Annotated in this window: 37 protein-coding genes; 3 read left to right on the forward strand and 34 right to left on the reverse strand. The window is 67.8% G+C overall.

The genetic code is table 11. The features are described 5' to 3' along the window. Positions 1 to 19: 19 nt before the first annotated feature. Positions 20 to 256 (reverse strand): hypothetical protein, encoded by a 237-nt coding sequence (locus tag ACFYP4_RS23995; RefSeq protein ID WP_358852940.1) that lies wholly within the window; start codon positions 254 to 256, stop codon positions 20 to 22. Positions 257 to 427: 171 nt separating this feature from the next. On the opposite strand from ACFYP4_RS23995, the gene coaA reads away from it, so the two are divergent. Then, positions 428 to 1,417 carry a type I pantothenate kinase gene (coaA, locus tag ACFYP4_RS24000; protein ID WP_358852941.1) on the forward strand — a complete coding sequence of 330 codons (990 nt, stop codon included), beginning with the start codon at positions 428 to 430 and terminating at the stop codon, positions 1,415 to 1,417. 21 nt (positions 1,418 to 1,438) lie between these two features. Further along, positions 1,439 to 2,383 (forward strand): DUF389 domain-containing protein, encoded by a 945-nt coding sequence (locus ACFYP4_RS24005; RefSeq protein ID WP_358852942.1) that lies wholly within the window; start codon positions 1,439 to 1,441, stop codon positions 2,381 to 2,383. 137 nt (positions 2,384 to 2,520) lie between these two features. Here ACFYP4_RS24005 and glmM read toward each other — a convergent pair whose 3' ends face one another. The 4 genes from glmM to ACFYP4_RS24025 form a co-directional block, all read right to left on the reverse strand. Continuing rightward, a complete protein-coding gene (gene glmM, locus ACFYP4_RS24010) occupies positions 2,521 to 3,879 on the reverse strand; it encodes a phosphoglucosamine mutase (protein ID WP_358852943.1) in 1,359 nt (452 codons plus the stop codon). A 226-nt stretch (positions 3,880 to 4,105) separates the two neighbouring features. Then, positions 4,106 to 4,627 carry a 30S ribosomal protein S9 gene (gene rpsI, locus ACFYP4_RS24015; protein WP_358852944.1) on the reverse strand — a complete coding sequence of 174 codons (522 nt, stop codon included), beginning with the start codon at positions 4,625 to 4,627 and terminating at the stop codon, positions 4,106 to 4,108. 42 nt (positions 4,628 to 4,669) lie between these two features. Beyond that, entirely contained in the window at positions 4,670 to 5,113 is a 444-nt protein-coding gene (rplM, locus tag ACFYP4_RS24020) for a 50S ribosomal protein L13 (protein ID WP_010986363.1), read from the reverse strand. Between the two features lie 269 nt (positions 5,114 to 5,382). Continuing rightward, positions 5,383 to 6,594 (reverse strand): glycosyltransferase family 87 protein, encoded by a 1,212-nt coding sequence (locus tag ACFYP4_RS24025; protein ID WP_358852945.1) that lies wholly within the window; start codon positions 6,592 to 6,594, stop codon positions 5,383 to 5,385. 74 nt (positions 6,595 to 6,668) lie between these two features. Here ACFYP4_RS24025 and ACFYP4_RS24030 point away from each other — a divergent pair, with 74 nt between their 5' ends. Then, the gene (locus tag ACFYP4_RS24030) at positions 6,669 to 7,535 is read left to right on the forward strand and encodes a hypothetical protein (RefSeq protein ID WP_388787909.1); all 867 of its coding nucleotides are present in this window, start codon (positions 6,669 to 6,671) and stop codon (positions 7,533 to 7,535) included. Between the two features lie 15 nt (positions 7,536 to 7,550). Here the strand turns inward: ACFYP4_RS24030 and truA are convergent, their stop codons facing one another. The 29 genes from truA to rplD form a co-directional block, all read right to left on the reverse strand. Next, positions 7,551 to 8,414 (reverse strand): tRNA pseudouridine(38-40) synthase TruA, encoded by an 864-nt coding sequence (gene truA / locus ACFYP4_RS24035; RefSeq protein WP_358852947.1) that lies wholly within the window; start codon positions 8,412 to 8,414, stop codon positions 7,551 to 7,553. Between the two features lie 90 nt (positions 8,415 to 8,504). Continuing rightward, entirely contained in the window at positions 8,505 to 9,023 is a 519-nt protein-coding gene (gene rplQ / locus ACFYP4_RS24040; RefSeq protein WP_358852948.1) for a 50S ribosomal protein L17, read from the reverse strand. A gap of 173 nt (positions 9,024 to 9,196) precedes the next feature. Next, positions 9,197 to 10,219 (reverse strand): DNA-directed RNA polymerase subunit alpha, encoded by a 1,023-nt coding sequence (locus tag ACFYP4_RS24045; RefSeq protein ID WP_003966937.1) that lies wholly within the window; start codon positions 10,217 to 10,219, stop codon positions 9,197 to 9,199. Between the two features lie 140 nt (positions 10,220 to 10,359). Continuing rightward, entirely contained in the window at positions 10,360 to 10,764 is a 405-nt protein-coding gene (gene rpsK, locus ACFYP4_RS24050) for a 30S ribosomal protein S11 (protein WP_003948617.1), read from the reverse strand. 99 nt (positions 10,765 to 10,863) lie between these two features. Beyond that, positions 10,864 to 11,244: a 30S ribosomal protein S13 gene (gene rpsM, locus ACFYP4_RS24055; RefSeq protein ID WP_355780853.1), complete on the reverse strand. Its 381-nt coding sequence runs from the start codon at positions 11,242 to 11,244 to the stop codon at positions 10,864 to 10,866. Positions 11,245 to 11,454: 210 nt separating this feature from the next. Next, positions 11,455 to 11,568 (reverse strand): 50S ribosomal protein L36, encoded by a 114-nt coding sequence (gene rpmJ, locus ACFYP4_RS24060; protein ID WP_003998809.1) that lies wholly within the window; start codon positions 11,566 to 11,568, stop codon positions 11,455 to 11,457. A 57-nt stretch (positions 11,569 to 11,625) separates the two neighbouring features. Next, complete coding sequence (infA, locus tag ACFYP4_RS24065) at positions 11,626 to 11,847, reverse strand: translation initiation factor IF-1 (protein ID WP_003948620.1); 222 nt, start codon at positions 11,845 to 11,847, stop codon at positions 11,626 to 11,628. A gap of 141 nt (positions 11,848 to 11,988) precedes the next feature. Beyond that, positions 11,989 to 12,825: a type I methionyl aminopeptidase gene (map, locus tag ACFYP4_RS24070; RefSeq protein ID WP_358852949.1), complete on the reverse strand. Its 837-nt coding sequence runs from the start codon at positions 12,823 to 12,825 to the stop codon at positions 11,989 to 11,991. A gap of 100 nt (positions 12,826 to 12,925) precedes the next feature. Continuing rightward, positions 12,926 to 13,576 carry an adenylate kinase gene (locus tag ACFYP4_RS24075; RefSeq protein WP_358852950.1) on the reverse strand — a complete coding sequence of 217 codons (651 nt, stop codon included), beginning with the start codon at positions 13,574 to 13,576 and terminating at the stop codon, positions 12,926 to 12,928. Beyond that, positions 13,576 to 14,895: a preprotein translocase subunit SecY gene (gene secY, locus ACFYP4_RS24080; protein ID WP_358852951.1), complete on the reverse strand. Its 1,320-nt coding sequence runs from the start codon at positions 14,893 to 14,895 to the stop codon at positions 13,576 to 13,578. The genes ACFYP4_RS24075 and secY overlap by 1 nt, the downstream gene beginning before the upstream one ends. A 253-nt stretch (positions 14,896 to 15,148) precedes the next feature. Beyond that, positions 15,149 to 15,604 carry a 50S ribosomal protein L15 gene (gene rplO / locus ACFYP4_RS24085; protein ID WP_356167236.1) on the reverse strand — a complete coding sequence of 152 codons (456 nt, stop codon included), beginning with the start codon at positions 15,602 to 15,604 and terminating at the stop codon, positions 15,149 to 15,151. 2 nt (positions 15,605 to 15,606) lie between these two features. Further along, the gene (gene rpmD / locus ACFYP4_RS24090) at positions 15,607 to 15,789 is read right to left on the reverse strand and encodes a 50S ribosomal protein L30 (protein ID WP_033319647.1); all 183 of its coding nucleotides are present in this window, start codon (positions 15,787 to 15,789) and stop codon (positions 15,607 to 15,609) included. 2 nt (positions 15,790 to 15,791) lie between these two features. Further along, positions 15,792 to 16,397 carry a 30S ribosomal protein S5 gene (rpsE, locus tag ACFYP4_RS24095; RefSeq protein ID WP_006376045.1) on the reverse strand — a complete coding sequence of 202 codons (606 nt, stop codon included), beginning with the start codon at positions 16,395 to 16,397 and terminating at the stop codon, positions 15,792 to 15,794. Positions 16,398 to 16,465: 68 nt separating this feature from the next. Then, the gene (gene rplR / locus ACFYP4_RS24100) at positions 16,466 to 16,846 is read right to left on the reverse strand and encodes a 50S ribosomal protein L18 (RefSeq protein WP_121405505.1); all 381 of its coding nucleotides are present in this window, start codon (positions 16,844 to 16,846) and stop codon (positions 16,466 to 16,468) included. 3 nt (positions 16,847 to 16,849) lie between these two features. Then, complete coding sequence (gene rplF, locus ACFYP4_RS24105) at positions 16,850 to 17,389, reverse strand: 50S ribosomal protein L6 (protein ID WP_121405504.1); 540 nt, start codon at positions 17,387 to 17,389, stop codon at positions 16,850 to 16,852. A gap of 24 nt (positions 17,390 to 17,413) precedes the next feature. Then, positions 17,414 to 17,812: a 30S ribosomal protein S8 gene (gene rpsH, locus ACFYP4_RS24110; RefSeq protein ID WP_010986352.1), complete on the reverse strand. Its 399-nt coding sequence runs from the start codon at positions 17,810 to 17,812 to the stop codon at positions 17,414 to 17,416. A gap of 209 nt (positions 17,813 to 18,021) precedes the next feature. Next, the gene (locus ACFYP4_RS24115; RefSeq protein ID WP_003948630.1) at positions 18,022 to 18,207 is read right to left on the reverse strand and encodes a type Z 30S ribosomal protein S14; all 186 of its coding nucleotides are present in this window, start codon (positions 18,205 to 18,207) and stop codon (positions 18,022 to 18,024) included. A gap of 5 nt (positions 18,208 to 18,212) precedes the next feature. Beyond that, positions 18,213 to 18,770 carry a 50S ribosomal protein L5 gene (gene rplE, locus ACFYP4_RS24120; RefSeq protein ID WP_358852952.1) on the reverse strand — a complete coding sequence of 186 codons (558 nt, stop codon included), beginning with the start codon at positions 18,768 to 18,770 and terminating at the stop codon, positions 18,213 to 18,215. Continuing rightward, positions 18,770 to 19,093, reverse strand: coding sequence for a 50S ribosomal protein L24 (gene rplX / locus ACFYP4_RS24125; RefSeq protein ID WP_107904101.1), 324 nt, complete (start codon positions 19,091 to 19,093; stop codon positions 18,770 to 18,772). The genes rplE and rplX overlap by 1 nt, the downstream gene beginning before the upstream one ends. Before the next feature lie 2 nt (positions 19,094 to 19,095). After that, positions 19,096 to 19,464: a 50S ribosomal protein L14 gene (gene rplN / locus ACFYP4_RS24130; protein ID WP_003998823.1), complete on the reverse strand. Its 369-nt coding sequence runs from the start codon at positions 19,462 to 19,464 to the stop codon at positions 19,096 to 19,098. A 149-nt stretch (positions 19,465 to 19,613) separates the two neighbouring features. Next, complete coding sequence (gene rpsQ, locus ACFYP4_RS24135; protein WP_358852953.1) at positions 19,614 to 19,898, reverse strand: 30S ribosomal protein S17; 285 nt, start codon at positions 19,896 to 19,898, stop codon at positions 19,614 to 19,616. Then, positions 19,898 to 20,122 (reverse strand): 50S ribosomal protein L29, encoded by a 225-nt coding sequence (rpmC, locus tag ACFYP4_RS24140; RefSeq protein ID WP_003998824.1) that lies wholly within the window; start codon positions 20,120 to 20,122, stop codon positions 19,898 to 19,900. Before rpmC ends, rpsQ begins: the two co-directional genes overlap by 1 nt. Next, positions 20,122 to 20,541, reverse strand: a complete 420-nt coding sequence (rplP, locus tag ACFYP4_RS24145) for a 50S ribosomal protein L16 (protein ID WP_099500627.1) — start codon at positions 20,539 to 20,541, stop codon at positions 20,122 to 20,124. The genes rpmC and rplP overlap by 1 nt, the downstream gene beginning before the upstream one ends. Positions 20,542 to 20,546: 5 nt before the next feature. Further along, on the reverse strand, positions 20,547 to 21,389 hold the full coding sequence (gene rpsC, locus ACFYP4_RS24150) for a 30S ribosomal protein S3 (RefSeq protein WP_356167229.1): 843 nt from the start codon (positions 21,387 to 21,389) through the stop codon (positions 20,547 to 20,549). Beyond that, complete coding sequence (rplV, locus tag ACFYP4_RS24155) at positions 21,389 to 21,736, reverse strand: 50S ribosomal protein L22 (RefSeq protein ID WP_003974262.1); 348 nt, start codon at positions 21,734 to 21,736, stop codon at positions 21,389 to 21,391. Before rplV ends, rpsC begins: the two co-directional genes overlap by 1 nt. A gap of 41 nt (positions 21,737 to 21,777) precedes the next feature. Continuing rightward, entirely contained in the window at positions 21,778 to 22,059 is a 282-nt protein-coding gene (gene rpsS, locus ACFYP4_RS24160; protein WP_015035577.1) for a 30S ribosomal protein S19, read from the reverse strand. Between the two features lie 12 nt (positions 22,060 to 22,071). After that, positions 22,072 to 22,908, reverse strand: a complete 837-nt coding sequence (gene rplB, locus ACFYP4_RS24165) for a 50S ribosomal protein L2 (RefSeq protein WP_059192905.1) — start codon at positions 22,906 to 22,908, stop codon at positions 22,072 to 22,074. Between the two features lie 39 nt (positions 22,909 to 22,947). Then, positions 22,948 to 23,364 carry a 50S ribosomal protein L23 gene (gene rplW / locus ACFYP4_RS24170; protein ID WP_388787922.1) on the reverse strand — a complete coding sequence of 139 codons (417 nt, stop codon included), beginning with the start codon at positions 23,362 to 23,364 and terminating at the stop codon, positions 22,948 to 22,950. Further along, positions 23,364 to 24,029: a 50S ribosomal protein L4 gene (gene rplD, locus ACFYP4_RS24175; RefSeq protein ID WP_358852955.1), complete on the reverse strand. Its 666-nt coding sequence runs from the start codon at positions 24,027 to 24,029 to the stop codon at positions 23,364 to 23,366. Before rplD ends, rplW begins: the two co-directional genes overlap by 1 nt. Positions 24,030 to 24,033: the final 4 nt, after the last annotated feature.

A 24,033-nucleotide genomic window follows, 5' to 3' on the forward strand; every position in this document is an offset into this window, starting at 1 on the left:
AATCGGGCCCCCGCCCGGCTCAGTCCCCGCGTTCGATGCGTTCGATCGCGTCCCGGACCATCCCGAGGTACTCGGCCTCCTCGCAGCGCGGCTTGCTGCCCAGCTCGTACAGCGCGAGACAGTCGTCGAGGTCCTCGCCCAGGTCCTCGTCGGGCAGGTCGAGGGCCAGCTCGCTGCACACGCGGCCGGCCAGGTCCGGGGGCGCGGCCACCGGGGCGGGCGCGGACCTGCGGCGCAGGACATCACGGATGCGCATGGCGTTCGCCACTCCCAACCCCCCGCGCTTCCGGGGTGCGGCGCTGCCTCCCGGATGGCGGGAACCTATCGGCGCCGGCCGCCCCGGTCCAGGCCCGGGACACGGTTGTCACCCGGTCGTGCGTGACGGATCCCACCTCTCGTCCCGTTCAAACTCCCGTAACAATGGACTGTGATCTCTCCGGTCTCCTCGTTGCCGCGGAGCGCCCACCGGCCCAGGCCGGAGGCGACTCCCTACGTCGACCTCACCCGTACCGAGTGGAGCGCGCTGCGCGAAAAGACGCCGCTCCCGCTGAACGCCGAGGAGGTCGAGAAGCTGCGCGGCCTGGGCGACGTCATCGACCTCGACGAAGTGCGCGACATCTACCTCCCGTTGTCCCGGCTGCTCAATCTGTACGTCGGCGCCACCGACGGGCTGCGGGGCGCCCTCAACACGTTCCTCGGCGAGCAGGGCTCCCAGTCCGGCACCCCCTTCGTGATAGGGGTCGCCGGTTCCGTCGCGGTCGGCAAGTCCACGGTGGCGCGGCTCCTCCAGGCCCTGCTGTCGCGCTGGCCGGAGCATCCGCGGGTCGAGCTGGTGACCACGGACGGTTTCCTGCTCCCCACGAAGGACCTCGAGGCGCGCGGGCTGATGTCGCGGAAGGGTTTCCCGGAGTCGTACGACCGGCGCGCCCTCACCCGTTTCGTCGCGGACATCAAGGCCGGCAAGGCCGAGGTGACGGCGCCCGTCTACTCGCACCTGATCTACGACATCGTGCCGGACCAGCGGCTGACCGTCCGCCGTCCCGACATCCTCATCGTCGAGGGTCTGAACGTGCTGCAGCCGGCGCTCCCCGGCAAGGACGGCCGCACCCGCGTCGGTCTCGCCGACTACTTCGACTTCAGCGTGTACGTCGACGCCCGGGCCGAGGACATCGAGCGCTGGTACCTCGCCCGCTTCCGCAAGCTGCGCGCGACCGCCTTCCAGAACCCCTCCTCGTACTTCCGCAAGTACACCCAGGTCTCGGAGGAGGAGGCCCTCGACTACGCCCGTACGACCTGGCGGACCATCAACAAGCCGAACCTGCTGGAGAACGTGGCCCCCACGCGCGGCCGTGCGACCCTCGTCGTGCGCAAGGGGCCGGACCACAAGGTGCAGCGCCTGAGTCTGCGCAAGCTGTAACGAGCCCTGTAGAAAGACCTCATGCTGCATCTGCGCCTCATCTCCCCGTCCGACAAGACCGACGCGGTGGTGCACCTGATCGGCCGGACGGTCGGCGCCACCCATCTCGTGGTCCTGCCCGGCGCCGCACGCGATCCGTCCGGCGACGTGGTGACGTGCGATGTCGCGCGCGAGGCCGGGGACGAACTGATCGGCGCGCTGCGGGAGTTGGATCTCGACAAGTGCGGGTCCATCGCCGTCGACAACATCGACCTGTCCCTGTCGGAGCGTGCGGACCGGGCGGAGGAGGACGCGCCGGGCGAGGGTGCGGACGCGGTGCTGTGGGAGCAGCTGAGGGACGTCACGCACGAGGAGTCGACCCTCAACGTCACCTACATCGCGTTCCTGACGGTCGCCACGATGCTCGCGGCCTGCGGTGTGATGCTCGACAACGCGATCCTGATCGTCGGCGCGATGGCCGTCGGGCCGGAGTTCGGGCCGCTGGCCGGTATCTCCACGGCTCTGGTGCAGCGCGCCCCGAAGCTGGTCTGGCGCTCGCTGTGGGCGCTGCTCGCCGGATTCGCCGCGGCGATGGTGCTGACGGCGGGCTTCAGCTGGCTGATGGACGTCTTCGGGCTCTTCGAGAGGTCGATGGTGGAGGCGGACCGGCCCAACACCGCCTTCATCTGGAAGCCGGACATGATGTCCTTCGTGGTGGCCTTCCTGGCCGGCATCGCGGGCACCCTGTCGCTCACCTCGGCCAAGTCGGGCGCCCTGATCGGCGTCGCGATCTCGGTGACCACGGTCCCGGCGGCCGCGAACGCGGCGGTGGCCTTCAGCTACGCGGACTACTCCCAGACGTGGGGCTCCACCTGGCAGCTGCTGGCCAACCTCGGCGGCATCGTGGTCGCGGGCACGCTCACGCTGTTCGCCCAGAAGGCCTTCTGGGCGGTACAGCGCACGCGTACTCCGTCGCGGCGGGCCTGAGCGCGAGAGGGCCCGGACCTCATGGGTCCGGGCCCTCCGCGTTTCCCGGCCGTACGCGTTTCCCTGCCGTACGTGTCCCGGCCGCACGCGTCCCGGCCGTACGTTTCCCGGCCGCACGCGTCCCGGCCGTACGTGTCCTAGCCGAGCGAGGACTTCACCGCGTCCGCGAGCCGGCCGGCCACCGACCGCGCGTGATCGATGTCGGCGGCCTCCACCATCACCCGCACCAGCGGCTCGGTGCCCGACGAGCGGAGCAGCACCCGTCCGGTGGCCCCGAGTTCACGCTCGGCCTCGGTGACGGCGGCGGCCAGCTCGGCGGAGGTCCTCACCCGCGACTTGTCGACGTCCGGCACGTTGATGAGCACCTGCGGCAGCCGTTCCATGACGGACGCGAGGTCCTGGAGCGTACGGCCGGTCGAGGCCACCCGGGCCGCCAGCAGCAGGCCGGTCAGCGTGCCGTCGCCGGTGGTCGCGTGGTCGCTGATGATGACGTGCCCGGACTGCTCGCCGCCCAGCGCGTAGTCGTGCTCCTTCATCTCCTCCAGGACGTAACGGTCACCGACCGCCGTCTGCACCACGGAGACGCCCTCGCGCTCCATGGCCAGCTTGAAGCCCAGGTTGGACATGACCGTCGCGACAACGGTGTCGGACCGCAGGGCCGAGCGCTCCCGCATCGCCAGCGCGAGCACGGCGAGGATCTGGTCCCCGTCCACCTCGGCGCCCGTGTGGTCCACGGCGAGGCAGCGGTCGGCGTCGCCGTCGTGCGCGATGCCGAGGTGGGCGCCGTGCTCGACGACGGCGGCCTTCAGCAGATCCAGGTGGGTGGAGCCGCAGCCGTCGTTGATGTTGAGCCCGTCCGGCTCGGCACCGATCGTGACGATCTCCGCGCCGGCCCGCGTGAAGGCCTCGGGCGACACCCGGGACGCCGCGCCGTGCGCCTCGTCGAGGACGACCTTCAGCCCGTCGAGACGGTTCGGAAGAACGCTGAGGAGGTGGGCGACGTACTTGTCGAAGCCCTCCTCGTACGCCGTCACCCGGCCGACCCCGGCACCGGTCGGGCGGTCCCAGGGAGCGCCGGTGCGGTGCTCCTCGTAGATGGCCTCGATCCGGTTCTCGAGCTCGTCGGCGAGTTTGTGACCGCCGCGCGCGAAGAACTTGATGCCGTTGTCGGGCATCGCGTTGTGGCTGGCCGAGAGCATCACGCCGAGGTCCGCGCCGAGCGCGCCGGTGAGATACGCCACCGCGGGCGTGGGCAGCACACCGACCCGCAGGACGTCCACGCCCGCGCTGGCCAGTCCGGCGACCACGGCGGCCTCCAGGAACTCCCCGGACGCACGCGGGTCCCGCCCGACGATCGCCACCGGCCGGTGGCCCTCGAACGTACCCGCCTCGGCCAGTACGTGAGCCGCCGCGACGGAGAGACCGAGTGCCATCTCGGCCGTCAGATCCGCGTTGGCGACACCGCGCACGCCGTCCGTGCCGAAGAGTCGTCCCACTTGCTGTCCTCCGAACTATCGGAAATCCCGAAGAAACCGTCCGAGGCCTCGACCCTGACGAGGACTCAGAAAGTGAAGGAAGCCCCGTATGAGGCTTCTATAAGCATCCGAGCAGCCAAAGCTTTGAACGCCTTATGCCGTTATACGCCCACAGCTGTGATAAACGAACGCCCCGGCGGCACACAGCGTGCCGCCGGGGCGAACGAACGTACGAAGCAGGCAGCGATTAGCGCTTGCTGTACTGCGGGGCCTTGCGGGCCTTCTTGAGACCGGCCTTCTTGCGCTCGACCGCACGGTCGTCACGCTTGAGGTAACCGGCCTTCTTCAGCGCCGGGCGGTTGTTGTCCACGTCCGCCTCGTTCAGCGCGCGGGCCACGCCGAGGCGCAGGGCACCGGCCTGACCGGAGACTCCGCCACCCGAGATGCGGGCGACGACGTCGTAGCGGCCGTCGAGCTCGAGCACCTTGAAGGGCTCGTTGACTTCCTGCTGGTGCACCTTGTTCGGGAAGTAGTCCTCGAGCGTGCGCCCGTTGACCTTCCACTTGCCGCTGCCCGGCACGATGCGCACACGCGCGATGGCGTTCTTGCGACGGCCCAGGCCGGCGGCCGGCTGCGGGTCACCGAAGCGGGACGCCATCGACTCGGAGGTGTACTCGCCCTCGACGGGGACCTCGGACTCGGTGGTGTAGTTCTCGACGTCGACGAGCTCAGTCTCTTCGACCGGCTGCTCAACAGTGGTCTCGGCCACGATTCTCCTCAGATTCTCTTCAGTCTTAGGTGGTGGCCGGAACTACTGCGCGACCTGGGTGATCTCGAACGGCACCGGCTGCTGGGCAGCGTGCGGGTGCTGGTCGCCCGAGTAGACCTTCAGCTTCGAGAGCACCTGGCGGCCCAGGGTGTTCTTGGGGATCATGCCCTTGATGGCCTTCTCGACGGCCTTCTCCGGGTTCTTCGCCAGCAGCTCGTCGTAGCGGACGGAGCGCAGACCACCCGGGTAGCCCGAGTGGCGGTACGCCAGCTTCTGGGTCTTCTTGTTGCCGGAGAGGTGCACCTTGTCGGCGTTGATGATGATGACGAAGTCACCAGCGTCGACGTGGGGCGCGTAGATCGGCTTGTGCTTGCCCCGCAGGATGTTCGCGGCAGTGGTCGCCAGACGTCCCAGGACGACATCCTGGGCGTCGATGACGTACCACTGGCGAGTGATGTCGCCGGGCTTGGGGCTGTACGTACGCACGGTCGTAGCCTTCGCTTCTTCAGTGAGTGGGTCCTGACATGGCCACCACGGACGATCACGACAGCCCTGACCGCACAGCGGTGACGCAAACCGCGTGCTGGTCGCTGGTCATCGGCCCGGTGGACCGGTGTAAGGGCCCCTCACGTGAGAATGAGCAAGCCAATACACATAACGAACTGCAAGAGTACCGTCCTGCCCCGGACGGGTCAAAACGCGCGTGCGCCACCCGTCCGGCGGCTGTCGCCGCGACCGTGCCGGCCACTATGACGCTACCGCTGGGGGCAGTCCTCCCGCTGTGCGGGGCGGGCCGGAACGGGCCGGGACACCGGGCGCCGGGCAGCGGTCCGCGGGAGGAGTCCGGGCCGCACGGCCGCCGAGGCGGCCAGTACGCACAGCGTAAGACAGTCCTTGAAGGCCCGCCTGGTCCCCGGCTCCAGGTACGGCCAGGCGAAACCGGGCACCTGCGGCACCAGCGCCAGCCAGAACCACGGCGAGCGGGCCACCGACCCCGCGGCCGGCGCCCCGGCGAGCAGCAGCGGCACCACGACCAGCAGATAGTGGTCGTACGACGGGCGCGAGACCAGGAACGCCGACAGCATCAGCAGCACCGCCGTCTCCACGATCCGCTGCGCACCGGGACCGCCGAGCCGCCACCGCCGGTACGCGCACCACGTACCGCACGCCGCCGCCGCCAGCCCGAGCAGCGCGGCGGCCCCGGCCGGCACCCCCAGCCGCGGCAGCACCGCCGCGGGCGACGCCTCGTAGAGCCGGACGAAGCCGTCCCGCCCGCGCAGCAGGAACGGCAGCGTCCGGGTGAAGAACCCCGCGGGGTCCGGCATCAGCAGCGCCGCACCGCCCGAGGCCGCCGCCGGCACCAGCACCGCCGCGGCCAGCGCACGCCACCGCCCGGCGAAGACGAACAGCAGCGCCACCGGCGCGAGCAACGGCTTCAGCGCGACCGCGGTGCCGATCACGGCACCCGCCGCGACCCAGCGCCCGCGCACCGCACACAGCAGGGCCAGGGGCAGGGCCGCCGCGGCGGTCACGGTCCAGTTGCCGAGCCGCACCAGGTGCCCGAAGGGCGCGAAGCCCATCGCGAGGCCGGTCAGCCCGAGCACGGCGAAGCGGCTGCGCCACGGCACGTCGTGGATCCGCAGGGCGCACGCCCAGCCCGCCACCAGCAGCACCGTCACGGCCAGCGGCACGAGCACCCTGAGCACGTACGACGGGAGGAGCGCCTGAGGCACCGCCGCGAGCACCGCGCTCGGCAGATAGAGGAAGTGCGGATCGCCGTACGGGGAGCCGCCGTCCAGCCAGGTCCTGGCGGCCCGGACGACGATGGCGTTGTCCATCCCGCCGTCGGCCCTGCGGCGGGCGACGCCCACGACCCCGGCGCAGAGCACCACCGCGAGCACCGACCACGCGTGCCAGGACGCCCGACGCACCAACCACCCGGAGATGTCACTTTTGCCCGTGTGCACTCAGGTCACGCTAGGGGCTCGACCGCCCTCCGGGGCGGAACGGCACCCCGTGCGGCACGTCTAAGATGCGGCCCATGAGTTATGGGCAGGGGGAGCCCCCGTGGGATCCCTGGAAACCGGGTTCTCAGCAGCCGCAGTGGGACAACTCGACGCCGGACTGGGCGGCGCTCGCCGAGGCGTCCGAGTCCCGCAACCGACGGCGCAGGCTGCTGCTGGTCGGCGGTGCCGCCCTGGCGACCGTCGCGGTGGGCGCGGCGGTCGCGGTGGCCGTCGTCTCCTCGGACGGTGACAACGGGGCCTCCGGCACGCCCAGCGGGCTGCCCGCCACCGCGGACATCCCGAGCGGCACGGCCGAGCCCACCCCCTCCTTCGAGCCGACCTCGGCCCCTCCCCCGCTCGATCCGAAGGACTTCGTGTCCAGCGCGAAGAAGGACACGGCGCCGCTCAGCCCGGACATCCTCTTCCCCGGCTCGCAGCTGACGATGGGTGAACGCGTCTACCGCAAGGGCCCGACCGCCTCCACGACCGCCTGCGCGTCCGCCGCCAAGAACACGCTCCCCGCGGTGCTCACGAAGAACGGCTGCACCCGGGTCATGCGCGTCACCTACGCCAGGGACGGCGTCGCGGTGACCGTCGGTGTCGCCGTCTTCGACACCGAGGCGCAGGCCACCCGGGCCAAGACGGACGCCGACAGGAAGAGCATCGTCGCCTCCCTGCCCGGCCAGGGCGTCCCCGCCTTCTGCCAGACGGCGATCTGCCGCTCGACCACCAACTCCTACGGCCGGTACGCCTACTTCACGCTCGCCGGGTTCACCGACGGCAAGGACGTGACGACGAAGGACGCCAAGGTGTTCACCACCGGCGACGACCTCGCCGAGTTCACCTTCCGGCAGATCCGCCGCCGCGGTGAGGCACAGGCGTCGGCGGCGGCCAACCAGTAGCGCCGCGCCGGGAGTTCAGCAGCAGCCCGGCCGGGCTCCCGGCAGTGTGCGCCGGTTGCGCGCCTCCTTGCTGCGCGCGGCGAGCAGTTCGTCGGCCGGGTAGCCGACCTCCTCCAGCGTCAGCCCGTGCGGCCGCACGACATGCACGGCGGAGTCGCGCACCCCGGCGGCCAGCACCTTCCCCGGCCACTCGGGCCCGCGGTGCCCGTCCCCCACGAACAGCAGCGCCCCGATCAGCGAACGCACCATGTTGTGGCAGAAGGCGTCGGCGCGGACGGTCGCCGTGATGACCCCGTCGTCCCCGCGCACCAGGCTCAGCTCCTGCAGCGTGCGGATGGTGGTCGCCCCCTCCCGCTTCTTGCAGTAGGCGGCGAAGTCGTGCTCCCCTACGAGCCGGGAGGCGGCCTCGTTCATCGCGTCGACGTCCAGCGGCCAGTCGTGCCACAGCACGTGTCCCCGCAGCAGCGGGTCGACGCCGCCGGGGTTGTCGGTGACGCGGTAGGCATAGCGCCGCCAGACCGCCGAGAAACGGGCGTTGAAGCCGCTCGGCGCCTCGGCCAGGGACCACACCCGCACGTCCTTGGGGAGCCGCCCCGCGAGCCGCTTGAGCAGCTTCTCGCGGTGCTCCGCCCACAGCTCCGCGGGCAGGTCGACGTGGGCCACCTGTCCGCGGGCGTGCACCCCGGCGTCCGTCCGCCCGGCCACGGTCAGCTCGTACGTGGTCTGGCCCGAGCGCGTGACCGTGCGCAGCGCGTCCTCGATCTCACCCTGCACGGTCCGCCGCCCGCCGGCCTGCTTGGCCCACCCGGAGAATTCGCTGCCGTCGTACGACACGTCCATCCGCACCCGCACGAACCCGGGCTGTACTTCGTCACTCACACGCTGATCCTCTCAGGACCGATTCCGTCCGGACACGGGGAAGCGGGCCCGCCCCCGAAGGGACGGACCCGCTCACAGCCAGGCAGAGCCTCAGGCGTCCTTGGACTCCTCGGCGGCGGCCTCGTCGGCCGGCTTGGCGTCCTCGACGGCCTCGTCGGACTTGGCCGGAGCCTCGTCCTTCTTGGCGGAGTCCTCCTTGACGGCACGCTTGGTCGCCGCCTCGGCCTCACCGGTGGCCTCCTGGGCCACGGTCAGGGCCTCCACCAGCTCGATGACGGCCATGGGCGCGTTGTCGCCACGGCGGTTACCGATCTTGGTGATACGGGTGTAGCCACCCGGGCGGTTCTCGTAGCGCGGGCCGATCTCGGTGAAGAGCGTGTGCACGATGCTCTTGTCCGTGATCACCGAGAGCACCTGACGGCGGTTGTGAAGGTCGCCCTTCTTCGCCTTGGTGACCAGACGCTCCGCGTAGGGACGCAGGCGACGGGCCTTGGCCTCGGTGGTGGTGATGCGGCCGTGCTCGAAGAGCGACTTCGCGAGGTTCGCGAGGAGCAGCTTCTCGTGCGCGGCGCTGCCGCCCAGACGGGCACCCTTGGTGGGCTTCGGCATGGTGTTTCTCCTAGGTGTCTGCCCCGGCCGTATCAGGTACCGAGGTCAGTGTCCGAGCAGGCGATCGCCTGTCGGAGATCCAGGCCCCCGGAGGGGCCTGGAGGGGGCACGGGGAACTGCGCGATCAGCCACAGCGCACCCGCACCCAAGAACCGGCGGACGGTCCCGAACTGTCAGTACTGCTCGGTCTCGACGAAGCCCGCGTCCGCGTCGTCGTCGGCGCCGAAGGCGTCGGCGGCGGCGGTCGGGTCGAATCCGGGCGGGCTGTCCTTCAGGGCCAGGCCCATGCCGGCCAGCTTCGCCTTGACCTCGTCGATGGACTTCGCGCCGAAGTTGCGGATGTCCAGGAGGTCGGCCTCGGAGCGGGCGACGAGCTCACCCACGGAGTGGATGCCCTCACGCTTGAGGCAGTTGTACGACCGAACGGTGAGCTCGAGCTCCTCGATCGGCAGGGCGAGATCGGCGGCGAGCGCGGCGTCCGTGGGGGACGGGCCCATGTCGATGCCCTCGGCGTCGATGTTCAGCTCGCGGGCGAGACCGAACAGCTCGACCAGGGTCTTACCGGCGGAGGCCATGGCGTCACGGGGACGCATCGCCTGCTTGGTCTCGACGTCGACGATCAGCTTGTCGAAGTCGGTGCGCTGCTCGACACGGGTCGCCTCGACCTTGTAGGTGACCTTGAGAACCGGCGAGTAGATCGAGTCGACCGGGATGCGCCCGATCTCCTGACCGACCTGCTTGTTCTGGACGGCCGAGACGTAGCCGCGACCGCGCTCGACGGTCAGCTCCATCTCCAGCTTGCCCTTGCCGTTGAGCGTGGCGAGGACGAGGTCGGGGTTGTGGACCTCGACACCGGCCGGGGGCGCGATGTCGGCGGCGGTGACCAGACCCGGACCCTGCTTGCGCAGGTACATCACGACCGGCTCGTCGTGCTCCGAGGAGACGACCAGCTGCTTGATGTTGAGGATCAGGTCGGTGACGTCCTCCTTGACACCCGGCACGGTGGTGAACTCGTGCAGGACGCCGTCGATGCGGATGGACGTGACCGCCGCACCCGGGATCGAGGAGAGGAGCGTACGGCGCAGGGAGTTGCCGAGGGTGTAGCCGAAGCCCGGCTCCAGCGGCTCGATCACGAACCGGGAGCGGAATTCGTCGACGACCTCTTCGGTCAACGAGGGGCGCTGAGCGATCAGCATGTGTGGATCAGATCCTTCTTTCGTGGACGCCCGCTATTTGACGCCCGACGGACCGCACGTTTCGACGGTGCGGGTACTGCAAGGGTACGGGCGGCACGGCCGAAGAGCCGTACCGCCCGCATCCTCAAGACGACCGAGCCTCAGACGCGGCGGCGCTTGGGCGGACGGCAGCCGTTGTGCGGGGTGGGGGTGACGTCCTGGATCGAGCCGACCTCGAGGCCGGTGGCCTGGAGGGAGCGGATCGCGGTCTCACGGCCGGAGCCGGGACCCTTGACGAAGACGTCGACCTTGCGCATGCCGTGCTCCTGCGCGCGGCGGGCGGCCGACTCGGCGGCCATCTGCGCGGCGAAGGGGGTGGACTTGCGCGAGCCCTTGAAGCCGACGTGGCCGGCGGAGGCCCAGGAGATCACGTTGCCGGTCGGGTCCGTGATGGACACGATCGTGTTGTTGAACGTGCTCTTGATGTGCGCGTGGCCGTGAGCGACGTTCTTCTTTTCCTTGCGGCGCACCTTCTTGGCGGCGCCCTGACGTCCCTTGGGGGGCATGTCTTGTTCTCCTACGGGAGGTGGTCGGTCCTACAGCGAAGACCGCTGGAATGCGGGCGTCCGGGACGCACCCGGACGCTCCGCAGCGTCCGCTGAGGACTACTTCTTGCCCGGCTTCTTCTTGCCGGCGATGGCGCGACGCGGGCCCTTGCGGGTACGGGCGTTCGTGCTGGTGCGCTGACCGTGGACGGGCAGGCCACGACGGTGACGCAGGCCCTGGTAGCAGCCGATCTCGACCTTGCGGCGGATGTCGGCCTGAACCTCACGACGGAGGTCACCCTCGGTCTTGATGTTGCTGTCCACGAACTCGCGGATCTTGACCAGCTCCTCCTCGGAGAGGTCGCGAACGCGGGTGTTCGGGTTGACGCCGGTCTCGGCCAGCGTCTTCTGCGAGAGGGTCCGGCCGATGCCGAACACGTAGGTGAGGGCGACCTCCACGCGCTTGTCGCGCGGGATGTCAACACCGGAAACGCGTGCCATTCAATGGCTCCAGTTGTCGTTCGGAGGTCTTCCGCAGAACCGCATCCCGCCCGCCGTCGTCCTCCCTCGGGAAGAGTCGGTACGGCCCGGGTCCCCGGCCTCCGACCGGGGGTGTCAGGCCTGAGAGAACTCAGCCCTGGGCCCTGCGTATGAACATGTACTGCTTGCGTCGCGCGAAGTACCTGCGGATGCAGAAGGTGCGGTCGTGCGTCAGCCCTGGCGCTGCTTGTGGCGCGGGTTTTCGCAGATGACCATGACCCGGCCGTGACGGCGGATCACCCTGCACTTGTCGCAGATCTTCTTGACGCTCGGCTTGACCTTCATTGGTGAGGTTCTCCGGGTCAGTGCCACCGCCCCGCGGACACGGGGCACAGGCAAGATCTACTTGTACCGGTAGACGATCCGGCCACGTGTCAGGTCGTACGGAGACAGCTCCACCACGACCCGGTCGTCAGGGAGGATGCGGATGTAGTGCATACGCATCTTGCCGCTGATGTGTGCCAGGACCTGGTGGCCGTTCTGGAGCTCAACCTTGAACATGGCGTTCGGAAGAGACTCGACGACAGTGCCCTCGATCTCGATGGCACCTTGCTTCTTGGCCACGCTTCGCCCTTCGAATCGACTACCTTGATCGACTCGGTACGAGCGCATGCAGGCATGCGGGTGCACCAGAGCCGACGCGTCAGTCTACGTCAGCGCACCCGGAAAGACGAATCGAAGAAGTCTGCCCCACGGGGCTGATCCTTAAGCAAGGGGATCGGGAGCGGCCGTGACGCCGTACTCGGCGAGCTTCGCCCGGCCGCCGTCGGGAGCCGTCAGCACCAGCGGCCCCTCCTCCGTCAGCGCGACGGAGTGCTCCCAGTGCGAGGACCACGTGCCGTCCGTCGTGATGACCGTCCAGTCGTCCTCGAGCACCTCGGTCCTCGGGGTGCCGAGGGAGACCATGGGCTCGATCGCGAGGCAGAAGCCGGGCACCAGCTTGGGGCCCTTGCCGCGGCGGCGCTCGACGTAGTTCAGCAGGTGCGGGTCCATGTGCATCTCCGTGCCGATGCCGTGGCCGCCGTAGTCCTCGACGATCCCGTACTTGCCGCCGCCCGGCTTGGGCTGGCGGCGGATGTACGTCTCGATGGCGCGGGAGACGTCGACCAGGCGGTTGCCCTGCTTCATGGCCGCGATGCCCGCCCACATCGACTCCTCGGTCACCCGGGAGAGCTCGACCAGCTCCGGAGCGTGCCCGGTGCCCACGAACGCGGTGTACGCGGCGTCCCCGTGCCAGCCGTCGACGATGGCGCCGGCGTCGATGGAGATGATGTCGCCGTCCTTGAGGACGGTTTTCTCGTCCGGGATGCCGTGCACGACGACCTCGTTCACCGAGGTGCAGATCGTCGCGGGGAAGCCGCCGTACCCGAGGAAGTTCGACTTGGCGCCGTGCTCGTCGAGCACCTTGCGCGCGACGTCGTCGAGGTCCTTCGTGGTGGCGCCCGGCACCGCCGCCGCACGCGTGGCGGCATGGATGGCGGCGACGACCAGGCCCGCCTCACGCATCTTGGCGATCTGCTCGGGGGTCTTGATCTGCACCATGGCGGCCTGCGCTCTCCGTCTTCTGCGACATCCGGTTACGTACACAACACTACGGCCGCGACGCCCGTCGAGGGCACCGCGGCCGGAGCAGCGTTCACTACTACTTGCGCTTGAGCGCATCCATCGCGCGCGCGGTGACGTCCTCGACCTTGCCGAGCGCGGTGATCGTGACGACCAGGCTCTGCGCCCGGTAGTAGTCGATGATCGGCTCGGTCTGCGTGTGGTAGACCTCGAGTCGCTTGCGGACGGTCTCCTCGGAGTCGTCGTCGCGCTGGTACAGCTCGCCGTCGCAGACGTCGCAGACGCCTTCCTTGACGGGCTTCTTGTACTCCACGTGGAACACGTGGCTCGAGTCCTTGCGGCACACCCGGCGGCCGGCGATGCGCTTGACCACCTCGTCCTCGGGGACCTCCAGGTCCAGGACCGCGTCCAGCTTCATGCCCTCGGCCTGGAGCATCGTGTCCAGCGCCTCGGCCTGGAGCACGTTGCGCGGGAAGCCGTCCAGCAGGAAGCCGTTCTCGGCGTCCGGCTGCTCCATGCGGTCCTTCGCCATGGCGATCGTGACCTCGTCCGGCACCAGGTTGCCCGCGTCCATGTAGGACTTCGCGAGCTTGCCGAGTTCCGTCTGCCGGCTGATGTTGGCGCGGAACAGGTCGCCCGTGGAGATGTGCGGGATCGACAGGTTCTGGGCGAGGAACGCGGCCTGCGTTCCCTTGCCGGCACCGGGCGGCCCGACGAGGACGATTCGCATCAGCGGAGGAACCCTTCGTAATTGCGCTGCTGAAGCTGGCTCTCGATCTGCTTCACCGTCTCGAGACCGACACCCACGATGATCAGGATGCTGGTACCGCCGAACGGGAAGTTCTGGCTTGCCCCGAAGCCAACCAACGCCATCGTCGGTACGAGAGCGATCAGGCCCAGATACAGCGAACCCGGCCAGGTGATCCGGTTGAGTACGTAGCTGAGGTACTCAGCGGTCGGCCTGCCAGCCCGGATGCCCGGGATGAAGCCACCATACTTCTTCATGTTGTCCGCGACTTCCTCGGGGTTGAACGAGATCGCCACGTAGAAGAACGCGAAGAAAACGATCAGAAGGAAGTACATAGTGATGTAAATCGGGTGGTCGCCCTTGGTCAGATTCTGCTCGATCCACGTCTTCCAGCCAGAGGTGCCGTTCGAGAACTGGGCGACCAGGGCCGGAATGTAGAGCAGCGACGACGCGAAGATGACAGGAATCACACCTGCCTGATTCACCTTCAACGGGATGTACGTGGACGTACCGCCGTAGGACCTGCGACCGATCATGCGCTTCGCGTACTGGACCGGAATGCGGCGCTGGGCCTGCTCGACGAAGACCACGAGACCGACCATGACCAGACCGACCAGGATCACGGTGCCGAACTCGATCCAGCCGTCGGCCAGCGAGCCCTGCTGCTTGATCGCCCACAGGGCGGCCGGGAAGCTGGCGGCGATCGAGATGAACATCAGGATCGACATGCCGTTGCCGATGCCGCGGTCGGTGATGAGCTCACCGAGCCACATCACGACGGCCGTACCGGCGGTCATCGTGATGACCATGGTGATGGTCACGAAGACGGACTGGTCGGGCACGATCTGGTTGGCGACGGGGCAGGTGCTGAACAGCGCACCGCTGCGGGCGGTGGCCACCAGGCCGGTGCCCTGCAGGATGGCCAGCGCCACCGTCAGGTATCGGGTGTACTGCGTGATCTTCGAGGTGCCGGCCTGACCCTCCTTCTTGAGGGCCTCGAGGCGCGGGATCACCACGGTCAGCAGCTGGAGGATGATGCTCGCGGTGATGTACGGCATGATGCCGAGCGCGAAGATCGTGATCTGCAGCAGCGCGCCACCGCTGAACATGTTGACCAGACCGAACAGACCCTGGCTGCCGCCTTGCGACGCCGCATCGATACAGGTCTGGACGTTCTTGTAGTCGACTCCCGGGATCGGGATGTGGGTACCGACCCGGTAGACCACGATGATGGCGAGCGTGAACAGCAGCTTCTTGCGCAGGTCGGGCGTCCTGAACGCCCGGGCGAACGCGGTGAGCACGGTGCCTCCTGCGACCCCCGCGTATCGTCGCGTGAGGTGATGGTCAAAAGGGATGATGGCCTGTCAAACGAGATTACGGCACCGCAGCAACGCATTGGGTACCAGCGGCACAGCCTACCGATACCGGCGGCATCTCGGAACGACGATCTCCGCCCAAACACACTCGGCCACTGTTGCGGACCGCGCATACGCCGACCGGGGATGCCTCTGGGAGGCATCCCCGGTCGGGTCGTTCAGGTCAGCGAGCGTCGGGTCAGACGAGCTCGGTGACGCTACCGCCGGCGGCGGTGATCTTCTCCTTGGCGGAGCCGGAGACGGCGTCGACCGTCACCTGCAGCGCCACGGAGATCTCGCCCTGGCCGAGGACCTTGACGAGGCTGTTCTTGCGAACGGCACCCTTGGCGACGAGACCCTCGACGGTGACCTCGCCACCCTCCGGGTACAGCGACGCCAGCTTGTCGAGGTTCACGACCTGGAACTCGGTCTTGAACGGGTTACGGAAGCCCTTCAGCTTCGGAAGACGCATGTGGAGGGGCATCTGGCCACCCTCGAAGCGCTCCGGAACCTGGTAGCGGGCCTTCGTGCCCTTGGTACCACGACCAGCCGTCTTACCCTTCGACGCCTCACCACGACCCACACGGGTCTTGGCGGTCTTGGCGCCCGGGGCGGGACGGAGGTTGTGGATCTTGAGCGGGTTGTTCTCCGCCATGATCAGTCGACCTCCTCAACCGTCACGAGGTGGCGGACGGTGTGCACCATTCCGCGGAACTCGGGGCGGTCCTCCTTGACGACCACGTCGTTGATCCGCTTGAGGCCAAGCGAACGAAGGGTGTCGCGGTGGTTCTGCTTGCTGCCGATGTAGGACTTCGTCTGCGTGATCTTGAGCTGAGCCATGATTACGCACCCGCTCCCGCACGCGCACGCAGCAGAGCCGCGGGGGCGACGTCCTCGAGGGGCAGACCGCGGCGGGCCGCGATCTCCTCGGGACGCTGCAGGCCCTTGAGGGCCGCCACGGTCGCGTGCACGATGTTGATCGCGTTGGACGAGCCGAGCGACTTCGACAGGATGTCGTGAACGCCGGCGCACTCGAGCACCGCACGCACCGGGCCACCGGCGATAACGCCGGTACCGGGGGAAGCAGGCTTGAGCAGGACGACGCCCGCGGCCTTCTCGCCCGTGATCGGGTGCGGGATGGTGCCCTGGATACGGGGGACCTTGAAGAAGTGCTTCTTGGCCTCCTCAACACCCTTGGCGATGGCGGCCGGCACCTCCTTGGCCTTGCCGTAACCGACGCCGACGGTGCCGTCACCATCGCCCACCACGACCAGCGCGGTGAAGCTGAAGCGACGACCACCCTTCACAACCTTGGCGACGCGGTTGATCGCGACTACGCGCTCAACGTACGCGGTCTTCTCGGCGGCAGCAGCGCCGCCGTCACGGCCCTTCCGGTCCCGCCGCTCGCCGCCACCGGCACCGCTTCCGCGGCGCTGGGGTCCAGCCATTGGAATTACCTCTCTCTGTTTCCGCTAGCTACGCGCCAACGATTTTTGTCGCTGACGCGACGGGCGACTCAGAACTTGAGTCCGGCTTCGCGGGCGGCGTCCGCCAGAGCGGCAATGCGCCCGGCGTACTGGTTACCACCACGGTCGAATACGACAGCCTCGACGCCGGCGGCCTTGGCGCGCTCGGCGACCAGGGCGCCGACCTTGCCGGCCTGCGCCGACTTCTCGCCCTCGCCGCGGATCGACGCGTCCAGGGTCGACGCCGACGCCAGGGTGTGACCCTTGATGTCGTCGATGACCTGGGCCACGATGTGGCGGTTGGAGCGCGTCACGACCAGGCGCGGACGCTCGGCCGTACCCGAGATGTGCTTACGGATCCGGATGTGACGACGCTTGATGGCAGCACGCTTGTAAGCGTCGCCCTTAGCAATCTTGACACCGTATGCCATGGCTTACTTACCCGCCTTTCCGACCTTGCGGCGGATGACTTCGCCTTCGTACTTGACGCCCTTGGCCTTGTACGGGTCGGGCTTGCGCAGCTTGCGGATGTTGGCCGCAACCTCGCCGACCTTCTGCTTGTCGATGCCCTCGACCGAGAAACGGGTCGGAGCCTCCACCTTGAAGGTGATGCCCTCGGGCGCCTCGACAGTGATCGAGTGGCTGTAGCCGAGCGAGAACTCCAGGTTGGAGCCCTTCGCCAGGACGCGGTAACCGACACCGCTGATTTCGAGCTTCTTCACGTAACCCTGGGTCACGCCGGTGATCATGTTCGCCACCAGCGTGCGGGACAGGCCGTGGAGGGCCTTGTTCTGACGCTCGTCGTTCGGGCGGGTGACGTTCAGAACGCCGTCCTCACCCTTAGCGATCTCGATCGGCGCCGCAATGGTGTGGGAGAGGGTCCCCTTCGGGCCCTTCACCTGCACCGTACGGCCGTCGATGGTGACGTCCACGCCGGCGGGAACCGTGATGGGGAGCTTGCCAATACGCGACATAGCTGTTTCCTCCGTTCCCTTCCGCTACCAGACGTAGGCGAGAACTTCTCCGCCTACGCCCTTCTTGCCGGCCTGCTTGTCGGTGAGGAGCCCGTGGGACGTGGAGATGATCGCCACGCCGAGGCCACCCAGCACCTTGGGCAGGTTGGTGGACTTCGCGTACACCCGGAGACCGGGCTTGGAGATCCGCTTGATGCCCGCGATGGAGCGTTCACGGTTCGGGCCGAACTTCAGCTCGAGGACGAGGTTCTTGCCGACCTCGGCGTCCTCGACCTTCCAGCCGGTGATGAAGCCCTCCTGCTGGAGGATCTCCGCGATGTGCGACTTGATCTTGCTGTGCGGCATACCCACGGTGTCGTGGTACGCCGAGTTCGCGTTACGCAGACGCGTAAGCATGTCTGCGATCGGATCAGTCATGGTCATGAATTGGCCTTCGGCCTCTCTCGCCGGGGTTTCCTGTATGCGCCATCCCTCTCCCCACTCAGTGGCGGGACGGGTGCGGTGCGGGGACCTACGGCGTAGTAAGTCGTACGGGCGGTCAGACGCCCAACCCTCCTAGCCTAAGCCATGGAGAGCTGGGCCCTGACCGAACCTCTACTTACCGAGAGCTTCCGGAATCCCGAAGTACGGGATTACCAGGAGCTCTTGGTCACGCCCGGGAGCTCGCCACGGTGAGCCATCTCACGAAGGCACACGCGGCAGAGGCCGAACTTGCGGTACACGGAGTGCGGACGGCCGCAGCGCTGGCAGCGCGTGTAGCCACGAACGCCGAACTTGGGCTTACGAGCAGCCTTGGCAATCAGAGCCTTCTTCGCCATCTCGCTTACGCCTCCTTGAAGGGGAAGCCGAGGTGACGGAGAAGGGCACGGCCCTCAGCGTCGTTGGTCGCCGTGGTGACCACGGTGATGTCCATACCCCGGACGCGGTCGATCTTGTCCTGGTCGATCTCGTGGAACATGACCTGCTCCGTGAGACCGAAGGTGTAGTTGCCACGGCCGTCGAACTGCTTGGGGGACAGGCCGCGGAAGTCGCGGATGCGCGGCAGCGCGAGCGACAGGGTGCGGTCCAGGAACTCCCACATGCGGTCGCCACGGAGCGTGACGTGAGCACCGATCGGCTGGCCCTCACGCAGCTTGAACTGCGCGATGGACTTGCGGGCCTTGGTGACGGCCGGCTTCTGACCGGTGATCGTGGTCAGGTCACGGACGGCACCGTCCATGAGCTTCGAGTCACGGGCGGCGTCGCCGACACCCATGTTCACCACGATCTTGACCAGGCCGGGGGTCTGCATGACGTTCTCGTACGAGAACTCTTCCTGCAGCTTGGCCTGGATCTCTTCGCGGTACTTCGTCTTGAGACGCGGAGTGGTGGTGGTAGCCATCAGATGTCCTCACCCGTCCGCTTGGCAACGCGGATCTTGTTGCCCTCGTCGTCGAAGCGGTAACCGACACGCGTGACGACCTTGTTGCCGTCCTTCTCCACGACGAGCTGAACGTTGCTCACGTGGACCGGGGCCTCGGTCGTGACGATGCCACCGGCCTGCGAACCCTTGGCGGTCGGGCCGGCCTTGGTGTGCTTCTTGACCCGGTTGACACCCTCGACCAGGACGCGGTCCTCGCGGGGGTAGGCCGCGATGACCTTGCCCTGCTTGCCCTTGTCCTTACCGGTGATGACCTGAACCAGGTCGCCCTTCTTGATCTTCATGCTTACAGCACCTCCGGCGCGAGCGAGATGATCTTCATGAACTTCTTCTCGCGCAGCTCACGGCCGACCGGGCCGAAGATACGGGTGCCGCGAGGGTCGCCGTCGTTCTTCAGAATGACGGCGGCGTTCTCGTCGAAGCGGATGTACGAGCCGTCCGGACGGCGGCGCTCCTTCACGGTGCGAACGATGACCGCCTTGACGACGTCACCCTTCTTCACGTTGCCACCGGGGATCGCGTCCTTGACGGTGGCGACGATGACGTCACCGATGCCCGCGTAGCGGCGACCGGAGCCACCGAGCACACGGATGCAAAGGATTTCCTTCGCACCAGTGTTGTCGGCGACACGCAGTCGCGACTCCTGCTGGATCACGTCTATCTCCTGATTGTCTGCCGGTTCCCGGCAGGGGCTGCCTCTTCACGAGGCGGAGCCCCTGCCGAGCCTGGCGGAACGAACCCGAGGGGCCCCCAGATTTTCCGGGGCCTCAGGTGTGTCGTTGGAATCCCCTCGCGGGGATTTCCCTACTTGGCCTTCTCGAGAATCTCGACGACGCGCCAGCGCTTCGTCGCGGACAGCGGCCGGGTCTCCATGAGGAGGACACGGTCGCCGACACCCGCGGCGTTCTGCTCGTCGTGGGCCTTGAGCTTGTTCGTACGGCGGATGACCTTGCCGTACAGCGCGTGCTTGACGCGGTCCTCGACAGCGACGACGACGGTCTTGTCCATCTTGTCGCTGACGACCAGGCCCTCACGGGTCTTGCGGAATCCGCGCGTCTCGTTGGTCTCAGTCACGTTGCTCTCGCTCATCAGGCACTCTCCACCGTCTCGATGCCCAGCTCGCGCTCACGCATCAGGGTGTAGATCCGCGCGATGTCCTTGCGGACGGCCTTGAGCCGCCCGTGGTTCTCGAGCTGACCGGTCGCCGCCTGGAAGCGGAGGTTGAACAGCTCTTCCTTGGCTTCGCGAAGCTTCGCAAGAAGCTCCTCGTCACCCAGTTCGCGCAGCTCGGACGCCTTGGTACCGGCCGACATCACGCTTCACCTGCCTCGCGCTTGACGATCCGGCACTTCATCGGCAGCTTGTGGGCTGCGCGAGTGAGCGCCTCACGCGCAATCTTCTCGTTGGGGTAGGACAGCTCGAACATGACCCGGCCCGGGTGCACGTTCGCAACCCACCACTCGGGAGAACCCTTACCGGAACCCATGCGGGTCTCGGCGGGCTTCTTCGTCAGCGGGCGGTCCGGGTAGATGTTGATCCAGACCTTGCCGCCACGCTTGATGTGGCGGGTCATCGCGATACGCGCCGCCTCGATCTGGCGGTTGGTGACGTACGCCGGCGTGAGGGCCTGAATGCCGTACTCGCCGAACGAAACCTGCGTACCGCCCTTGGCCTGACCACGGCGCTTCGGGTGGTGCTGCTTGCGGTGCTTGACCCTACGGGGGATCAGCATTTCGGTCAGGCCTCCGTTCCGGTGCTCTCAGCCGGAGCGGCAGCGGCGGCGGGAGCGTCGGCCTTGGGGGCCTCGGCAGCCGGCGCGGACTGCTGCTGCGGCTTGCGGCCGCGACCGCCACGCTCGCCACCACGGCCACCACGGGCCGGGCGGTCGTTGCCGCCGCCGCGGGCCGGGCGGTTACCCGCACGGGCAGCGGCGTTCTCGGCGCGGACCTCGGCGATGTTCTTGACGTCGCCCTTGTAGATCCAGACCTTCACACCGATGCGGCCGAAGGTCGTCTTGGCCTCGAAGAAGCCGTAGTCGACGTTCGCGCGGAGCGTGTGCAGGGGCACACGGCCCTCGCGGTAGAACTCCGAGCGGGACATCTCGGCGCCGCCGAGACGGCCACCACACTGGATCTTGATGCCCTTGGCGCCGGCCTTCATCGTGCCCTGCATGCTCTTACGCATGGCGCGACGGAAGGAGACGCGGGAGGACAGCTGCTCGGCGACGGCCTGGGCGACCAGCTGAGCGTCGGTCTCGGGGCTCTTGACCTCGAGGATGTTCAGCTGGACCTGCTTGCCCGTGAGCTTCTCGAGGTCGCCGCGGATGCGGTCGGCCTCGGCGCCACGGCGGCCGATGACGATGCCGGGACGCGCGGTGTGGATGTCCACCCGCACGCGGTCACGGGTGCGCTCGATCTCAACCTTCGAGATGCCGGCGCGCTCCATGCCGGACGTCATCATCCGACGGATGGCGACGTCTTCCTTGACGTAGTCCTTGTACAGCTTGTCGGCGTACCAGCGGGACTTGAAGTCCGTGGTGATGCCGAGCCGGAACCCATGCGGGTTAACCTTCTGGCCCATTACCGGGTTCCTTCCTTGCTGCTGACGACCACGGTGATGTGGCTGGTCCGCTTGCGGATCCGGTAGGCGCGACCCTGGGCGCGCGGCCGGAACCGCTTCAGGGTCGGGCCCTCGTCGACGTACGCCTCGGAGATGAAGAGGCTGTCGGCGTCGGTGTGGTCGTAGTTGTGCGCGGCGTTGGCAATGGCGCTGTCAAGCACCTTGCCGACCGGCACGCTCGCGGCCTGCGGGGCGAAACGCAGGACCGCCTGAGCCTCCGTGGCATCCATGCCACGGATAAGGTCCACCACGCGGCGGGCCTTCATGGGCGTAACGCGGATGTACCGCGCCTGGGCCCTGGCTTCCATGGTTGTCCTTCCAGTGTCTGTCATGGTCATTCCACCCCGCGTTAGCGGCGCTTCGACTTCCGGTCGTCCTTCACGTGACCCCGGAAGGTGCGCGTCGGCGAGAACTCGCCGAGCTTGTGGCCGACCATCGACTCGGTGACAAACACCGGAATGTGGGTCTTGCCGTTGTGCACCGCGATCGTGTGGCCGAGCATGGCCGGGATGATCATCGAGCGACGGGACCAGGTCTTGATGACGTTCTTGGTACCGGCTTCGTTCTGAGCGTCCACCTTCTTTACAAGGTGTCCGTCGACGAAGGGTCCCTTCTTGAGACTGCGCGGCATCTAAACCCGCTCCTAGCGCTTCTTGTTCGTCTTGCGGCGGCGGACGATGTACTTGTTCGAAGCCTTCTTCGGCGAACGAGTACGACCCTCCTTCTGACCCCACGGCGAGACCGGGTGGCGACCACCGGAGGTCTTGCCCTCACCACCACCGTGCGGGTGGTCAACCGGGTTCATCGCCACACCGCGAACGGTCGGGCGGACGCCGAGCCAGCGCTTGCGGCCGGCCTTGCCCCAGTTGATGTTCGACTGCTCGGCGTTGCCGACCTCGCCGACGGTGGCGCGGCAGCGCACGTCGACCAGGCGGATCTCTCCGGACGGCATGCGCAGGTGGGCCATCTGGCCCTCCTTCGCGAGCAGCTGCACGGAGGCACCGGCGGAGCGGGCGAACTTGGCACCGCCACCGGGACGGAGCTCGATCGCGTGGATCGTGGTACCGACCGGGATGTTGCGGAGGGCCAGGTTGTTGCCCGGCTTGATGTCGGCCCCGGGACCGTTCTCGACGCGGTCACCCTGCTGCAGGTTGCGCGGGGCGAGGATGTAGCGCTTCTCGCCGTCCGCGTAGTGCAGCAGCGCGATGCGCGCGGTGCGGTTGGGGTCGTACTCGATGTGCGCGACCTTCGCCGGCACGCCGTCCTTGTCGTGACGACGGAAGTCGATCACACGGTAGGCGCGCTTGTGTCCGCCACCCTGGTGGCGAACGGTCACACGACCGGCGTTGTTACGGCCGCCCTTGCTGTGCAGCGGGCGGACCAGCGACTTCTCCGGCGTGGACCGCGTGACCTCGACGAAGTCGGCGACGGAGGAGCCACGGCGGCCCGGCGTCGTCGGCTTGTACTTGCGGATTCCCATTTCTCAGTCCTCGTCCGATATTCGGACCAGGGCGCTCCGTTAGGAGGCCTGGCCGAAGATGTCGATACGGTCGCCCTCAGCGAGGGTCACGATCGCGCGCTTGCTGTCCGCACGCTTGCCGAAGCCCGTCTTGGTGCGCTTGCGCTTGCCCTGACGGTTGATCGTGTTGACCCCGGTGACCTTGACCGAGAAGACCGCCTGGACGGCCTCCTTGATCTGCGTCTTGTTGGCGCCGGGCGCGACGATGAAGGTGTACTTGCCCTCATCGAGGAGCGCGTAGCTCTTCTCCGAGACGACCGGCTTGAGCAGCACGTCACGGGGATCCGTGAAGGACTTGCTCAGCGGGGTCTCGACGGTGTTCTTGCCCTCGGTGGCGTGGCGCTTCGCCTTGGCGACGCGCGCTGCCTTGGCGACCTTGGCGGCCTTCGAGGCGATGCTCGGGTGACGCGTAGCCATCAGGCTTCGCTCCCTTCGGTGTCAGCAGCCGACGACTGCGGCGCGCCAGACACGAAGGACTCGAAAGCGGCCTGGGTGAAGACCACGTCGTCCGAGACGAGAACGTCGTACGTGTTCAGCTGGCCCGGCTCCAGGATGTGCACCTGGGGCAGGTTGCGCGCGGAAAGCAGCGCGGCCTCGTCGGAGCGCTCGATGACCAGGAGCACGTTCTTGCGCTCGCTGACCTTGCCGAGGAAGCTCTTCGCGGCCTTGGTGGAGGGGGTCTCGCCCTCGATCACGCCGGTGATGACGTGGATGCGAGCGTTGCGGGCCCGGTCGGTGAGGGCGTGGCGCAGGGCCGCGGCCTTCATCTTCTTCGGGGTCCGCTGCGAGTAGTCACGCGGCGTGGGGCCGTGAACGACGCCACCGCCGGCGAACTGCGGCGCACGGGTCGAGCCCTGACGGGCGCGGCCGGTGCCCTTCTGGCGGTAAGGCTTCCTGCCACCACCGCGGACCTCGCCACGACGCTTGACCTTGTGCGTGCCCTGACGGGCGGCGGCCAGCTGCGCGACGACGACCTGGTGAAGCAGCGGGATGCTGATCTTCTCGACGTCGAAGATCTCGGCCGGGAGCTCTACGGTCCCGGCGTTGTCGCCGGAGGGCGACAGAATGTCAATGGTGCTCATAGTC

This window comes from Streptomyces sp. NPDC005551 (genome assembly GCF_042871785.1).
GTDB lineage: Bacteria > Actinomycetota > Actinomycetes > Streptomycetales > Streptomycetaceae > Streptomyces.

Excerpts from the sequence above, each read along its gene's own strand:
- ACFYP4_RS23995 (WP_358852940.1), bottom strand. The coding sequence starts at position 256 with ATGCGCATCCGTGATGTCCTGCGCCGCAGGTCCGCGCCCGCCCCGGTG.
- ACFYP4_RS24005 (WP_358852942.1), top strand. The coding sequence starts at position 1,439 with ATGCTGCATCTGCGCCTCATCTCCCCGTCCGACAAGACCGACGCGGTG.
- ACFYP4_RS24030 (WP_388787909.1), top strand. The coding sequence starts at position 6,669 with ATGAGTTATGGGCAGGGGGAGCCCCCGTGGGATCCCTGGAAACCGGGT.
- rplQ (WP_358852948.1), bottom strand. The coding sequence starts at position 9,023 with ATGCCGAAGCCCACCAAGGGTGCCCGTCTGGGCGGCAGCGCCGCGCAC.
- ACFYP4_RS24045 (WP_003966937.1), bottom strand. The coding sequence starts at position 10,219 with ATGCTGATCGCTCAGCGCCCCTCGTTGACCGAAGAGGTCGTCGACGAA.
- rpsK (WP_003948617.1), bottom strand. The coding sequence starts at position 10,764 with ATGCCCCCCAAGGGACGTCAGGGCGCCGCCAAGAAGGTGCGCCGCAAG.
- rpsM (WP_355780853.1), bottom strand. The coding sequence starts at position 11,244 with ATGGCACGCGTTTCCGGTGTTGACATCCCGCGCGACAAGCGCGTGGAG.
- rpmJ (WP_003998809.1), bottom strand. The coding sequence starts at position 11,568 with ATGAAGGTCAAGCCGAGCGTCAAGAAGATCTGCGACAAGTGCAGGGTG.
- map (WP_358852949.1), bottom strand. The coding sequence starts at position 12,825 with ATGGTGCAGATCAAGACCCCCGAGCAGATCGCCAAGATGCGTGAGGCG.
- ACFYP4_RS24075 (WP_358852950.1), bottom strand. The coding sequence starts at position 13,576 with ATGCGAATCGTCCTCGTCGGGCCGCCCGGTGCCGGCAAGGGAACGCAG.
- rplO (WP_356167236.1), bottom strand. The coding sequence starts at position 15,604 with ATGGCGGAGAACAACCCGCTCAAGATCCACAACCTCCGTCCCGCCCCG.
- rpmD (WP_033319647.1), bottom strand. The coding sequence starts at position 15,789 with ATGGCTCAGCTCAAGATCACGCAGACGAAGTCCTACATCGGCAGCAAG.
- rpsE (WP_006376045.1), bottom strand. The coding sequence starts at position 16,397 with ATGGCTGGACCCCAGCGCCGCGGAAGCGGTGCCGGTGGCGGCGAGCGG.
- rplR (WP_121405505.1), bottom strand. The coding sequence starts at position 16,846 with ATGGCATACGGTGTCAAGATTGCTAAGGGCGACGCTTACAAGCGTGCT.
- rplF (WP_121405504.1), bottom strand. The coding sequence starts at position 17,389 with ATGTCGCGTATTGGCAAGCTCCCCATCACGGTTCCCGCCGGCGTGGAC.
- rpsH (WP_010986352.1), bottom strand. The coding sequence starts at position 17,812 with ATGACCATGACTGATCCGATCGCAGACATGCTTACGCGTCTGCGTAAC.
- ACFYP4_RS24115 (WP_003948630.1), bottom strand. The coding sequence starts at position 18,207 with ATGGCGAAGAAGGCTCTGATTGCCAAGGCTGCTCGTAAGCCCAAGTTC.
- rplE (WP_358852952.1), bottom strand. The coding sequence starts at position 18,770 with ATGGCTACCACCACCACTCCGCGTCTCAAGACGAAGTACCGCGAAGAG.
- rplX (WP_107904101.1), bottom strand. The coding sequence starts at position 19,093 with ATGAAGATCAAGAAGGGCGACCTGGTTCAGGTCATCACCGGTAAGGAC.
- rpsQ (WP_358852953.1), bottom strand. The coding sequence starts at position 19,898 with ATGAGCGAGAGCAACGTGACTGAGACCAACGAGACGCGCGGATTCCGC.
- rpmC (WP_003998824.1), bottom strand. The coding sequence starts at position 20,122 with ATGTCGGCCGGTACCAAGGCGTCCGAGCTGCGCGAACTGGGTGACGAG.
- rplP (WP_099500627.1), bottom strand. The coding sequence starts at position 20,541 with ATGCTGATCCCCCGTAGGGTCAAGCACCGCAAGCAGCACCACCCGAAG.
- rpsC (WP_356167229.1), bottom strand. The coding sequence starts at position 21,389 with ATGGGCCAGAAGGTTAACCCGCATGGGTTCCGGCTCGGCATCACCACG.
- rplV (WP_003974262.1), bottom strand. The coding sequence starts at position 21,736 with ATGGAAGCCAGGGCCCAGGCGCGGTACATCCGCGTTACGCCCATGAAG.
- rpsS (WP_015035577.1), bottom strand. The coding sequence starts at position 22,059 with ATGCCGCGCAGTCTCAAGAAGGGACCCTTCGTCGACGGACACCTTGTA.
- rplB (WP_059192905.1), bottom strand. The coding sequence starts at position 22,908 with ATGGGAATCCGCAAGTACAAGCCGACGACGCCGGGCCGCCGTGGCTCC.
- rplW (WP_388787922.1), bottom strand. The coding sequence starts at position 23,364 with ATGGCTACGCGTCACCCGAGCATCGCCTCGAAGGCCGCCAAGGTCGCC.
- rplD (WP_358852955.1), bottom strand. The coding sequence starts at position 24,029 with ATGAGCACCATTGACATTCTGTCGCCCTCCGGCGACAACGCCGGGACC.